Genomic DNA, 12,511 nt, shown 5'->3' on the forward strand with positions numbered 1-12,511 from the left:
ATCACTGGAATTGATCAGTTCCAGCACGATATTAAAGGCTAAAATCAACGGTCCCGGCAAAGGAGTCGTTGACCGGGCAAGTCTATCCCCCCATCATGCGTTGAACGCATAACACGGGGGGAAAGCGGTGGATTGGGACCGCATCCGCATCTTCTACACGGTTGCTGAATCGGGAAGCTTCACCAAGGCCGGCGACGGGCTTGGGCTCAGCCAGTCGGCCGTGAGCCGCCAGATCGGCGCGCTGGAGCGCGAATTGCGGGCGCCGCTGTTCCACCGGCACACCCGCGGCCTCATTCTCACCGAGCAGGGCGAACTGCTCTGGCGCGCGGCGCGCGAGATGACGCAGCGCCTGGAGCGGACGCGCGCCCAGCTCTCGGAAACGCGCGAGCACCCGTCGGGCGAGCTCAAGGTCACAGCGACGCGCGGCCTCGGCGGCCACTGGCTGACGCCGCGCCTCGCCGAGTTCCTCGATCTCTATCCCGACATCAAGGTCGAGCTGATCCTCACCGACGAGGAGCTCGACCTGTCGATGCGGGAGGCCGACATCGCGATTCGCCTGCGCCAGCCACAGCAGCCCGACCTGATCCAGCGCCGGCTCTTCACCGTGCACTTCCACGTCTATGGCGCCCCGGCCTACATCAAGCGCTTCGGCGAGCCGAAGAGCTATGAAGACCTCGACAACCACCGGCTGCTCTCCTTCGGCGCCTCCTCGCCGTCCTATCTGACGGCGGTGCACTGGCTCGGCACGCTCGGCCGTGACCAGCGCAACCCGCGCCCGATCCATCTCACCGTCAACAACATCACGGCGATGAAGCGCGCGGTCGATTCGGGCGCCGGGATCGCCATCCTGCCGGACTATCTGATCGAGGCCGGCTCGCCGCTGGTGCAGCTGATGCGCGAGACCGAGATGCCGCAGCTCGAGAGCTATCTGGTCTACCCGGAAGAGATGAAATCGGTCGCGCGCGTGCAAGTTTTCCGCGATTTCCTGATCCAGAAGGCGCAGCGCTGGACCTACTGAAGGAGAGGCAGGGGCTGCCGGAAAATCCGGCAGCGCCCTGTCCAACGCGGGGCGCGCATGCGCGCCACGCGCGGCCCCCTGGCAATTGTGACGAATTCTAGCAATGAGTCATGCCGCCAGCGCATAACCGACCCGCCCTATGCTGCATTGCAAAAAGGCAGGACCTGCCCGATATTTCACTCACGGTTGTTCGGAACGGGCTCCGCATCTCCTCCCGGCGTCGAGTTCGTTCCAGCCGTTCCCCTCTGAGATGTTTGGCGCATTCGCGCTGGATGTTTCAAACTTCTAGGCCGGCTCCTTCGGGACGCCGGCCTTTTTTCTTGCTGGAGAGCCCGGCGCCGTCCTTCGGGGACGCAGACCGCGCCCAACGATTCCCGAGGCGGTCGGGACGCCGGTTTTCGGATACCGATTCGAGCGCGAGGCGCTGGCCTACCGCCGCCGCGCCTGCAGCGGCAGGGCGTCGAACAGCGAGGGCTCGGCGCTAGTGCGCGCCTTCTCGATCGTCAGGATCTTCAGCTTGGTCTCGACGCCGCCATCGGCGGAGAAGCCGCCGGTCCTGCCGCCGGCGGCGAGCACGCGGTGGCACGGCACGATGATCGGGATCGGGTTCTGGCCGAGTGCCATGCCGACGGCCCGCGCCGCGCCCGCCTCGCCGATTCGCGCCGCGACCTCGCCATAGGTCAGCGTTTCACCGGGCGGGATCGACAGGGCGACGGCGTAGACGCGCCGGTTGAACTCCGGCGCGGCGGAGAGGTCGATCGGCAGATGGGAAAGGTCCCGCCGCTCGCCGGCGAGCAGCGCGACGATCTCGGCAATCGCCTGCTGGACGAAGGGGGGTGGCTCGGCCTCGAGCCCGTCCGGACAGCGCTTCGCCAGCCGCCGGCGTGCCGCAGCCTCGTCGCGCTCGGGCAATTGCGCGGCGACGATACGCTCGCCCTGCCAAGCCAGCGCGCAGGGGCCGATCGCGGTGTCGAAAAGGCAGAATTGCTGTTCCATGCGGAGAGACTAGCCTCCGGCTCGCGCGCTGGGCACCCGGTTTCTGCCGACGTCTCGTTCAGGATCGTCCCGACAAGCCGTGGAGCGGCGCCGAGCCGAGACGGCCCGCCCGGGAACCGCGAACGAGCTCAAGCCCAGAGACGCTCCTTCTCCAGCCCCTTGTAGAGATCCGCGACCTGCTCGGCATAGCCGTTGAACAGCAGCGTCGGCCGGCGTTCGCGCGAGCCCAGCACCTGCTCGCTCGCCTGGCTCCAGCGCGGATGCGAAACCTCCGGGTTCACATTGGCCCAGAAGCCGTATTCGGAGGCCTGCAGCCCCTCCCAGAAGGTTTTCGGCCGCTCGGCGACGAAGCTGATCTTGCTGATCGATTTCACCGACTTGAAGCCGTATTTCCACGGCACGATCAGCCGCAACGGCGCGCCGTGCTGGTTCGGGATCGGCTTGCCGTAAATGCCGGTCACCATCAGAGCGAGGTCATGGCTCGCCTCGGCGATGGTCAGCCCCTCGGTATAGGGCCAGGGATACCAGCGCTGCGACTGGCCGGGCGCGACGCGCGGGTTCATGAAGGTCTGCATCTGCACGTATTTCGCGCCCGAGAGCGGCCTCGCCAGCTCGACCAGGCTCTTCAGGGGAAAGCCCGTCCAGGGCACCGCCATCGACCAGGCCTCGACGCAGCGGAAGCGATAGAGCCGCTCCTCCAGCGTCACCTTGCGGATCAGCTCGTCGACGCCGATCTCGAACGGCTTCTCGACCAGCCCGTCGATCGCGATCGTCCAGGGCCGCGTCGGCAGGCGCTTCGCCGCGGCGACCACGTCCTTGGACGTGCCGAACTCGTAGAAATTGTTGTAGTTCGCCGCCAGTTCCTCGTCGGTCACCGGCCGGTCGAGCGTGTAGCCGGCATTGCGCCTGGCCGGGTAGAGGTCGAGCGTCGGATCGGGTCCCTGCGCCGCCGCGTCCCGCGGCAGGGCGGTGGCGGCCATCAGCCCGGCGCCGCCGGCAAGCCATTGTCGCCGGTCGAGGAAGACGGCTTCGGGAGTGGCCTGGCTTTCGGGAATCTCCCAGCCGGCGCGGCGCCTGATCAGCATGACGGACTTGCCCCGTTGCAACGGCACGAGTCTAACCGCGCCGGCGGGGGCCACCAAGTCACGAGGGGGAGAGCGACGCCGCCGCCCGGCCGCGGCGGCGCGTTCGTCCTCAGGCCGGCAGGTCGGCGAAGCGTTCGGCGTACTCCGCCTCGAGCCTTTCGATCCTGGACCAGAAGCCGCGCGGCGGATTGCCGGCGAGCCTGTCCTCCAGAAGCCCGAGATGGGCGTGCCAGCCACTGGAGACATTGGCCATTTCGGCCTTGCCGGCGAGCTTGCGATGCGTGACCACCAGCCTGACCTTCTCCCCCTCCGGCACGAGCTCGAAGGTCACCTCGGAGCTCGCCTCGCCCTCGCCCGGCCAGGTCATCGCCAGCGCCGTCATCGGCTCGTAGCGCGTCACGGTTCCCCGCGAGGGCCAGCCATTGTCGTTCATCTCGCGGTAGCGCTCGGGCGGCGCCTCGCCGGTGATCTCGGAATGCTTGAACAGAAGATCGGCCGCGCCGCCGACCCGCGGCTCGATCCGGCCCGAGGCGAGCCAGGTGCCGCGCTTGTCGGAGTCGACGAGATAGGACCAGACCCGTTCGACCGGCCCGGGCAGAAGGCGCTCGAAGCGGACAGCGCCGCTCTCCAGAACTACGCCATACTCGTTCATGACCACTCTCCTCACGCGTCGTCGGGCTTTGCGAGTTCCCGTTCCAGGCGGTCGAGCCCGGCGGTCCAGAAACCGCGCACCTGCCGGACCCAGGCCTCGAACGCATCGAGCCCCCCGGGATCGAGCCGGTAGATGCGACGCTGGCCGCTGACCTCGACGCTCACCAGCCCGGCCTCCTTCAGCACCTTGAGATGCTGCGAGATCGCCGGTGCGCTCATCTCGAACCGGGCGCTGATCTCGCCCGCCGCCATCGCCCCCATGCCGAGCATCTCGACGATGCGGCGGCGGGTCGGGTCGGCAAGGGCGGTGAAGCGATCCATGGACCGATATTTATTGACTTACTTAATTAAGTCAATACTGAAATATACTCCTCCTCCAGCGGCAGGCCCTCCCCCTTGCGCCCGACCGGCTTGCCCCTGCCGGCGCGACAGGACATGAAGGGCGCCCTGTCGCATCCCCTCACCACGTCATGCCCACTCGCAACGCTCCTCTCGCCGGCATCCTGATGATGCTGCTCGGCATCCTGCTGTTCTCGCTCAACGACGTGATGGGGAAATGGCTGGTCGCGACCTACACGGTCGGCCAGGTCCTGCTGCTGCGCTCCGCCGCGGCCCTGCTGTTCATCGCGCCCTTCGTGGTGAAGCAGGGCCTGCGCCGCACGCTGCAGCCGGAGCGGCCGGGCCTGCAGCTGCTGCGCGTCACGCTCGGCTCCTGCGAGGTGGCGCTGTTCTACTGGGCCGTCGCCCATCTGCCGCTCGCCGATACGATGACGCTCTGGCTCGCCGCGCCGGTCTGGGCCGTGGTGCTGGCCGCCCTGCTGCTCGGCGAGCGCGTCGATGCCGGGCGCTGGCTCGCCGTCGCCGCCGGCTTCGTCGGCGTCGCGATAGCGCTCGCCCCTTCGGGCCGGAGCCTCTCCCTGCCTGCGATCATCGCGCTGGTCGGCAGCTTCTCCTTCGCGGCGATGATGATCACCGGCCGGCAATTGCGCGGCACCCCCGACGTCACGCTCGTCTTCTGGCAGACGCTCGGCGCGCTGGCGATGGGCGTCCTGCTCCTGCCCTTCGGCTGGACGGCGCCGAGCCTCGCCGACACCGCCCTGCTCGGCCTGCTCGGCATCGTCGCCATGGTCGCACATCTGTGCGTGACGCGCTCGCTCAAGCTGGCGGAGGCCTCGGTCGTCGTGCCGTACCAGTATACGCTGATCGTCTGGGCGCTGGTCTTCGGCTGGTTCGTCTTCGGCGACTGGCCGACGCCGGCCATGCTGTTCGGCGCCGCCCTGATCATCGCCGCCGGATGTGCTTTGCTGGTTCTTGAGCGCCGGGCCGGCAAGGCGGCCTCGACCACTGCCGAGCAGGCCGTCGCGGCCGAACAGAACTGAACGGGAGGAACTCATGGCGACGATCACCTATTTGACCACGGTCCAGTTCGGCTTCGGCGAACTCAGGACCATCGCGCCCGGCCTGGCCGATCTCGCGATCACGCGGCCGCTGATCGTCGCCGATCGAGGCCTGGCGGCGACCGACCTGATCGAGCGGCTGCGCGCCGCCTCGCCGCTGCTCGGCAACGCCCCGCTCTTCGTCGACACCCCGACCAACCCGACCGAGGAGGCGGTCGAGGCGGCGCTCGCGCTCTATCGCGAGCAGGGCTGCGACGGGCTCGTCGCCATCGGCGGCGGCTCGCCGATCGACCTCGCCAAGGGCGTCGCCCTGCTCGCCGGCCATGACGGGCCGCTCGAGACCTATGCCGCCATCCTCGGAGGCATCCCGAAGGTCACGAGCAAGGTCGCGCCGGTGATCGCGGTCCCCACCACCGCCGGCACCGGCAGCGAGGTCGGCCGGGCCGCGCTGATCACGCTGAAGGATGGCCGCAAGCTCGGCTTCATCTCGCCTCACCTGATCCCCCGGCTCGCCATCTGCGATCCGGAGCTGACGCTCGGCCTGCCGGCCTGGCTCACCGCCGCCACCGGCATGGACGCGCTCACCCACTGCATCGAGACCTACCTCAGCCCGCGCGACAATCCGCCGGCCGAGGCGATCGCGCTCGACGGCTTGAAGCGCGCCGCCGGCCATATCGAGCGCGCGACCCGCGACGGCTCCGACCGCGCGGCCCGCAAGGAGATGCTGATGGCGGCCCTGCAGGGCGGCCTGACCTTCCAGAAGGGGCTCGGCGCCGTCCACGCCCTTTCGCACCCGCTCGGCGGCCTGAAACAGGTCTCGCTGCATCATGGCACGCTCAACGCCGTGCTGCTGCCGGCAGTGCTGGGCTTCAACGAAGCCGCCTCCGGCGCCAAATATGCCGAGATCCGCCGCGTCCTCGGGCTTTCGGAAGGGGCCGACCTCGCCGGCTGGATCGCCGGGCTGACGCAGCGCCTCGGCCTGCCGGCCAGCCTCTCGCAGATGGGCGTGCCGCGCGAGGTCCTCCCGGCCATCGCCGAGGCGGCCACCAGGGACCATTCCAGCGCGACCAACCCGCGCCAGGCGAGCGCCTCGGATTATCTGGCGATGCTGGAGGCCTCGTTCGGCTGAGCACCGGCGGGATCGAAATGCCACAGGCGCCGCTCGCGAGCCCGAGCGGCGCCCATCGACCTTGACCACGACCGGCCCCGCCGCCATCGTGCCCGCAACGGATTCACTTCCCTGCACGAGGCCCCCATGCGCCGCGTTTCGCTTCTTTCCGCTCTCGCCGCCGTGCTTTGCCTCACCGGCGCCTCGGCCCAGGCTGCCGGCGGCCGCTATGTCGCCCCGGCCGACCGGGCGGAAGAGCGCATCATCCCGATGTACGGCAACCTGCCGGCCTGCGAGGATCCCGCCGTGCTGGGCGAGATCACGAGCTGGTTCAATTCGCGCGAGGCGAAGTTCTGGGGGCCGCTGCAGGCCGTCAGCTTCGACCGGGTGCAGCCGATCGCCTGGCGCCCCTGGGGCGAGGATTTCATCCCGCGCCGGTTCTGCACCGCGCGGCTCCTGACCAATGACGGCGTGCTGCGCCGGGTCGATTATTCCGTCCGCGAGAATCTCGGCCTGTTCGGCTGGACCTGGAACGTCAACTGGTGCGTCTCCGGCCTCGACCGCCATCGCTCCTACGCGCCCGACTGCCAGATGGCGCGGCCCTGATCCGGGCCGACATGCGGCTGGCCCGAATCGCTCTCGGCCTGCTGGCGTTCTGCACCCTCGGCGCAGCGGCCCGGGCGCAGGGCCACCATGAGCGCGGCGGCACCCCGGGCGATTTCGACTTCTACGTGCTCGCCTTGTCCTGGTCGCCCGGCTTTTGCGAGCTCGACGGCGGGCGCGGGCGCAATCGCGAGCAATGCGCGCCCGGTGCCGATCTCGGTTTCGTCGTGCACGGGCTCTGGCCGCAATATGAGCGCGGCTATCCGAGCGATTGCGGCCCCTCCGGGCGGAGCCCGTCGCGGCTCGCCATGGCGCAGGCGGAGGGCCTGTTCCCGACGGAGAGCCTCGCCCGCTATCAATGGCGCAAGCACGGCACCTGCTCCGGCGCCAGCCCGGCCGACTATTTCGCCGATGTCCGCCGCGCCCGCGACAAGATCGTGATCCCGCCGGCGCTGCAGAAGGCCGACAGCGAGCGGAGCTGGACCGTGCTCGATCTGGAGCGCGCCTTCGTCGCCGCCAATCCGGGCCTGCGCAGCGACATGATGTCGGTCTCCTGCCGGCGCGGCGTGCTGGAGGAGGTCCGCATCTGCTTCGGCAAGGATCTGCGCGGTTTCCGGACCTGCGGCGAGGTCGACCGTTCCGGTTGCCGCGCCCGCGATGTCCGCGTCAACGCGATCCGCTGAGCGCCGATGAACTATCGCCACGGTTTCCACGCCGGCAACTTCGCCGATGTGCTCAAGCACGTCGTGCTGATGCGCATCCTCACGCATCTCAACGCCAAGGACAAACCCTGGCGGGTCATCGACACCCATGCCGGCGCCGGCCGCTACGATCTCGGCTCCGAAGAGGCGCTGAAGACGCATGAATGGCGTGACGGCGTCGCCAGGCTCGACCAGGCGCCGCTCGCGCCGCCGGTCGAGGCGTTGCTGAAGCCCTGGCGCGAGGCGCTCGCCGCCGCCCGCTCCCGCCACGGCGCCGACACCTATCCCGGCTCGCCCTGGCTCTGCCGCTACGCCATGCGAAGCGACGACCGCCTGATCGCGGCGGAGCTGCACGACAACACCTACCGCAAGCTCGCGCTGACGCTCGGCCGTGACGAACGCTGCAAGGCGCTCGAGATCGACGGCTGGACGGCCCTGCGGGCCAATGTGCCGCCCAAGGAACGCCGCGGCCTCGTGCTGATCGACCCGCCCTTCGAGGAGAAGGACGAATTCGCCACGCTGGCGGGCGAACTCGTGGCCGCGCATCGCAAATGGGCCACCGGCATCTACGCGCTCTGGTATCCGATCAAGGACGAGCGCGCCGTCGAGCGGTTGCTCGATGCGATTCTCGACGCCGGCATCGGCCGCCTGCTCCGGCTCGAGATCGACGTCGACCGGCCCGACGCCGCCGGCGGCCTGAGCGCGACCGGGATGCTGATCGTCAATCCGCCCTGGCTGCTCGCACAGGAGGCCGGGATTCTGCTGCCGGCCCTGTGCGAACGGCTCGCCCAGGGGCCGCGCCCGCGCTACCGCTGCGAAGCGATTCGCCCCGATGGCTGACCGCTCCCTCCCGCCAGACTGAAGGCTGCCCCATGCTGATCCTGCGCTCCTCCCCGGCCTCGCCTTTCGGCCGCAAGGTCAAGATCGCCATCGCCGAGCTCGGGCTGGAGGACCAGGTCGAGATCGTTCCGGCCGATACCAACGATCCGGCCGACCCGCTGCGCCGCCAGAACCCGCTCGGCAAGATCCCGACCCTGGTGCTGGAGGGCGGCGGCACATTGTTCGATTCGCGCGTCATCGCCGAATATCTCGACCACATCGCCGGTGGCGGCCGGCTCTTCCCGCATGGCGAGGCCCGCTTCGCCCAGCTGCGCCTGCAGGCGCTCGCCGACGGCATCTGCGACGCCGCGCTGCTGCAGGTCTACGAGACCCGCTTCCGGACCGCCGAGACCCGCAACGCCGCCTGGGTCGAGAACCAGGCCGGCAAGGTTGCGCGCGCCCTGCTCTCGCTCGAGGCCGCACCGCCTGCCTATGAGCGGCCCCGGATCGGCGAAATTGCCCTCGCCTGTGCCCTCGGCTATCTCGATCTGCGCTTCGCCGGGTCCTGGCGCGCCGCTCACCCGGGCTTGGTCGCCTGGCTCGACGGCTTCGCCGCGCGAGTCCCGGCCTTCGAGGCCACGCGCTTCAAGGGCTGACGCTCTTTTCGATCGGACCAGATTGCGCGAGCCGTCATTGGGAGGAGCGCAGCGACGAAGCAATCGAGCGGCGACAGAGTTCCACGTCTCCCCCGATCGCTTCGCTTGCCCGCGCGATGACGGCTTCCGGAGTAGCGCTCATGCGGCTTGCCCGGACAGGCGCTTCGATGCGTCAAACAACAAAAAACCCGGTGGCCGAAGCCACCGGGTTTCTTCTGTCAGCCGGTGAAGGCTGGATCAGAACTTGTAGCTGAGGCGGGCGCGGACGAGCGAGAAGTCCGCACCGACCTTGTCAGCACCGTTGAAGACCTTCTTGTCGCCGAGGTCGACGTAGAGGTACTCGACGCCGCCGATCAGGTTGTTGGTGAAGGCGTACTCGACGCCCGCGCCGAGGGTCCAGCCGGTGTGGGTGTTGTCGTCCGAAGCCAGGCCGTTGATGGTCACGCCGGGCGTCAGGGTCGTCTTGACGTTGCCGTAGGCAAGACCACCGGTGATGTACGGCAGGAACCGGTCGAAGGCGAAGCCGACGCGGCCACGGACGGTGCCGAACCACTCGACCTTGCCCTCGTTGACGATGCCCAGGCCAGCGAAGCTCGAGCCGGCCTTCAGGTCAGCGCCCTGGAAGTCGGCCTCGAGGCCGAGGACGATCTGGCCGATCTGGTAGTTGTAGCCGATCTGGCCGCCGCCGACGAAGCCGTCGAGGTCACCGAAGGCGTTGACGCCGACCGAGTCCATGTTGCCGAAGCCGTAGCCGGCGTTGGCACCGACGTAGAAGCCGGTCCAGGTGAAGACGGGGGCGTAGACGGGGGCGACGACCGGGCCCTTGCGGCTCGGCAGGTCGGCAGCGGAGGCAGCGCCGGCGGCGATGAGGCCGAGGGCCGCAACGCCCGAAAGCAGATACTTCTTCATGACAAACTCCTTAGTCATCGCATTTCCGGCGCTGGCCGGCGGGTGATTTCAGTAGCCTCGTTATAAGGCTGATGGCGGGCCGTGTCTGTTGCGGCGAGAACACATCTGCTGGTCAGACCGAGGCGAAATTGCGGCACGATCCGGAACAAGCAAGGCATATTGGTCAATTCCGGTTAGTCTTTGTTAAGACAGTGTGAATGGTTGACCGAATACTAACGCAACGTCAGCGACAACGCACGGCCACGTCATAACCGCCGCGGACGCCTTTGGGTTCCATGGCCGGCGCAAATCGGCCATGCGCCCTGTGCTTGCGGCCCGCCCGCGCGCGTGCTTTAGCCGACTGGGCCCAGCCTTTCGTCGAGACCCGCCTGCCGTGCCACCGCTTTCGATCTTCATCATCGCGCGCGACGAGGCCGACCGCATCGGCCGCACCATAGCCGCGGTTCGCGACCTCAGCGATGACATCGTCGTGATCGATTCCGGCTCGACCGACGGCACGCAGGCCATCGCCGCCGGTCTGGGCGCGCGCGTGATCGAGCGCGGCTGGCCGGGCTACGGCCCGCAGAAGCGCTTCGCCGAGGAGCAGTGTCGCCATCCCTGGCTGCTCAACCTCGACGCCGACGAGGTGACGCCGCCCGATCTCGCCGCCGAGATCGCCGCGCTCTTCGCCCATGGCGAGCCGGCCTGCGACGCCTATCGTATCCGCATCGCCGAGATCTTCCCCGGTGAGGGCGCGCCCCATCGCTTCGCCTATGCGCTGTCGCCCGTCCGCCTCTACCGCGCCGACAAGGGCCGCTATTCGCCCTCGCCCGTCCATGACCGCGTCGACCTCGCCGCGGATGCGCGCATCGGCAAGCTCAGGGGCACCGTCCACCATTATTCGGTGCGGTCGCTCGGCGAGCAGATGGTCAAGCTCAACGCCTATAGCGACGCCCAGGCCGACGATCTCGACGCGCGCGGCGAGACCCTCTCGGTCTTCCGGCTCGCGGCCGAGTTTCCTGCGAACTTCGTCAAGGCTTATATCGGGCGCCGCCACATGCTGCGCGGGGTCTACGGTTTCATGACGGCGATGAACTACGCCTTCTATCGCTATCTGCGCGTCGCCAAGCATTGGGAGCGCCGGCTCCAGCGCCGCAGCGCCCGTAGCAACGGCAATGGCGGCTGAGGTCGCCCTCGTCACCGGCGGCGCCCGGCGCATCGGCCGGGCGATCGTCGAGCGGCTGGCCGACGCCGGCTACGCGGTCGCGATCCACTGCAACAGCTCGCGCGCGGAAGCCGATTCGCTGGCGGAGCAGATCGTCGCTGCCGGCGGCCGGGCCCATGTCGTCGCCGCCGATCTCGTCGATCCGGGCGCGGTCGAGCGCATCGTGCCGGAGGCGGAGGCGGCGCTCGGGCCGGTCGGCCTGCTCGTCAACAGCGCCTCGAGCTTTCTGGTGGACGACCTGCTCGGGCTCGACGTGCCGACCTGGAACCGCCAGTTCTCGATCAACCTGCGCGCGCCGTCCGTGCTCGCGGGCGCCATGGCGCGCCGCCTGCCGCCCGGCCGGCAGGGCGCGATCGTCAACATCGTCGACCAGCGCGTCTGGAAGCTGACGCCGCAATACTATTCCTACACGCTGACCAAGGCCGCGCTGCTGACGGCGACGACGACGATGGCGCAGGCGCTGGCGCCGCGCATCCGCGTCAATGCGGTCGGGCCCGGCCCGACCTTCGCCAACCCGCATGACGGCGAGGCGCGGCTGGCCGAGGAGGCGGGCGGCACGCCGCTCGGCCGCAAGGTCGAGGCCGCCGACATCGCCGAGGCGGTGCTCTATCTCGCCCGCGCCCAGGCGGTCACCGGCCAGATGATCGCCGTCGACGCCGGGCAGCACATTGCCTGGCGCACGCCCGACATCGTCGACTGAGGCGACGCGGTTCAGACCGTCGCGTCGTCGCGATAGGGCGCCCGGCCGCTTTTGAGCGCGTCGGCCAGGAGATCGATCCTGTCCTGCCCCCAGAAGATCTCGCCGTCGAGCACATAGCTCGGCGCGCCGAAGACGCCGGCCTCGACCGCCTGCGCGATCGCCGCCCGATAGGCCTCGCCGATCGCCTCGCTTTCGGCCGCCTCGATCAGGCCCGCGGTGGCGAGGCCGGCCCGCTCGGCGGCGGCGAGCACCGATTCCGGCCGCGACATGTCCTGTTCGCGGGCCCAGACATCGGCCAGCACCTCGCCGACGAAGCCGGCCGGGTCCTCGCCACGCGCGACGAGGGCGAGGACGACCCGGTCTGCCAGCGACACGTCATAGGGGAAGAACTTCGGGAACAGCGTCAGCGGCAGGCCGCGCCTGGCGCGCCAGCGCTGCAATTCGAGCACGCGATAACGCTGGCGCACCGGGTGGCGCTTCGGCAGCGGCAGGCCGCCGGTCTCGTCGAACACGGAACGCAGCGGCGTCGGCCGGTAGCGGACCGCCAGTCCGTATTGCTTCGCCAATGCAGTGAAGGCGTCATGGCCGAGATAGGTCCATGGCGAGAGCAGGGTGAAGTAATAGTCGATCTGGTGCGGCATCGGAGACCTCGGGCGGGCAGGGA

At 69.0% G+C, this 12,511-nt stretch carries 15 protein-coding genes; 9 read left to right on the plus strand and 6 right to left on the minus strand.

Features of this window, described 5'->3' with window-relative positions:
• Nucleotides 1-127 precede the first annotated feature (127 nt).
• Complete coding sequence (locus CS1GBM4_RS14915; RefSeq protein WP_186419515.1) at nt 128-1,018, plus strand: LysR family transcriptional regulator; 891 nt, start codon at nt 128-130, stop codon at nt 1,016-1,018.
• Between the two features lie 429 nt (nt 1,019-1,447).
• Here the strand turns inward: CS1GBM4_RS14915 and CS1GBM4_RS14920 are convergent, their stop codons facing one another.
• From CS1GBM4_RS14920 to CS1GBM4_RS14935, 4 genes are all read right to left on the minus strand, one after another.
• Nucleotides 1,448-2,014: a methylated-DNA--[protein]-cysteine S-methyltransferase gene (locus CS1GBM4_RS14920; protein ID WP_186419516.1), complete on the minus strand. Its 567-nt coding sequence runs from the start codon at nt 2,012-2,014 to the stop codon at nt 1,448-1,450.
• A 128-nt stretch (nt 2,015-2,142) separates the two neighbouring features.
• Nucleotides 2,143-3,099: a protein-methionine-sulfoxide reductase catalytic subunit MsrP gene (msrP, locus tag CS1GBM4_RS14925; protein ID WP_186419517.1), complete on the minus strand. Its 957-nt coding sequence runs from the start codon at nt 3,097-3,099 to the stop codon at nt 2,143-2,145.
• Between the two features lie 109 nt (nt 3,100-3,208).
• On the minus strand, nt 3,209-3,751 hold the full coding sequence (locus CS1GBM4_RS14930) for an SRPBCC family protein (RefSeq protein ID WP_186419518.1): 543 nt from the start codon (nt 3,749-3,751) through the stop codon (nt 3,209-3,211).
• Between the two features lie 11 nt (nt 3,752-3,762).
• Nucleotides 3,763-4,071 (minus strand): metalloregulator ArsR/SmtB family transcription factor, encoded by a 309-nt coding sequence (locus tag CS1GBM4_RS14935; protein ID WP_186419519.1) that lies wholly within the window; start codon nt 4,069-4,071, stop codon nt 3,763-3,765.
• A 149-nt stretch (nt 4,072-4,220) separates the two neighbouring features.
• On the opposite strand from CS1GBM4_RS14935, the gene CS1GBM4_RS14940 reads away from it, so the two are divergent.
• From CS1GBM4_RS14940 to CS1GBM4_RS14965, 6 genes are all read left to right on the plus strand, one after another.
• Nucleotides 4,221-5,129: a DMT family transporter gene (locus CS1GBM4_RS14940; RefSeq protein WP_186419520.1), complete on the plus strand. Its 909-nt coding sequence runs from the start codon at nt 4,221-4,223 to the stop codon at nt 5,127-5,129.
• Nucleotides 5,130-5,142: 13 nt separating this feature from the next.
• Nucleotides 5,143-6,276 (plus strand): iron-containing alcohol dehydrogenase, encoded by a 1,134-nt coding sequence (locus CS1GBM4_RS14945; RefSeq protein WP_186419521.1) that lies wholly within the window; start codon nt 5,143-5,145, stop codon nt 6,274-6,276.
• Between the two features lie 126 nt (nt 6,277-6,402).
• Complete coding sequence (locus tag CS1GBM4_RS14950; RefSeq protein WP_186419522.1) at nt 6,403-6,861, plus strand: hypothetical protein; 459 nt, start codon at nt 6,403-6,405, stop codon at nt 6,859-6,861.
• A gap of 11 nt (nt 6,862-6,872) precedes the next feature.
• Nucleotides 6,873-7,541: a ribonuclease T2 gene (locus tag CS1GBM4_RS14955; protein WP_186419523.1), complete on the plus strand. Its 669-nt coding sequence runs from the start codon at nt 6,873-6,875 to the stop codon at nt 7,539-7,541.
• Nucleotides 7,542-7,547: 6 nt separating this feature from the next.
• Nucleotides 7,548-8,399: a 23S rRNA (adenine(2030)-N(6))-methyltransferase RlmJ gene (gene rlmJ, locus CS1GBM4_RS14960; protein ID WP_186419524.1), complete on the plus strand. Its 852-nt coding sequence runs from the start codon at nt 7,548-7,550 to the stop codon at nt 8,397-8,399.
• A 32-nt stretch (nt 8,400-8,431) separates the two neighbouring features.
• Entirely contained in the window at nt 8,432-9,034 is a 603-nt protein-coding gene (locus CS1GBM4_RS14965; RefSeq protein WP_186419525.1) for a glutathione S-transferase, read from the plus strand.
• A 237-nt stretch (nt 9,035-9,271) separates the two neighbouring features.
• Here the strand turns inward: CS1GBM4_RS14965 and CS1GBM4_RS14970 are convergent, their stop codons facing one another.
• Nucleotides 9,272-9,943, minus strand: a complete 672-nt coding sequence (locus CS1GBM4_RS14970) for an outer membrane protein (RefSeq protein ID WP_186419526.1) — start codon at nt 9,941-9,943, stop codon at nt 9,272-9,274.
• 373 nt (nt 9,944-10,316) lie between these two features.
• Here CS1GBM4_RS14970 and CS1GBM4_RS14975 point away from each other — a divergent pair, with 373 nt between their 5' ends.
• The gene (locus CS1GBM4_RS14975; RefSeq protein ID WP_244607237.1) at nt 10,317-11,108 is read left to right on the plus strand and encodes a glycosyltransferase family 2 protein; all 792 of its coding nucleotides are present in this window, start codon (nt 10,317-10,319) and stop codon (nt 11,106-11,108) included.
• Nucleotides 11,098-11,847 (plus strand): SDR family oxidoreductase, encoded by a 750-nt coding sequence (locus CS1GBM4_RS14980; RefSeq protein ID WP_186419528.1) that lies wholly within the window; start codon nt 11,098-11,100, stop codon nt 11,845-11,847. Before CS1GBM4_RS14975 ends, CS1GBM4_RS14980 begins: the two co-directional genes overlap by 11 nt.
• 11 nt (nt 11,848-11,858) lie before the next feature.
• Here CS1GBM4_RS14980 and CS1GBM4_RS14985 read toward each other — a convergent pair whose 3' ends face one another.
• A complete protein-coding gene (locus CS1GBM4_RS14985) occupies nt 11,859-12,488 on the minus strand; it encodes a 2-hydroxychromene-2-carboxylate isomerase (protein WP_186419529.1) in 630 nt (209 codons plus the stop codon).
• Between the last annotated feature and the right edge of the window lie 23 nt (nt 12,489-12,511).

Source organism: Allobosea sp. CS1GBMeth4 (genome assembly GCF_900185715.1).
Lineage (GTDB): Bacteria > Pseudomonadota > Alphaproteobacteria > Rhizobiales > Beijerinckiaceae > Allobosea.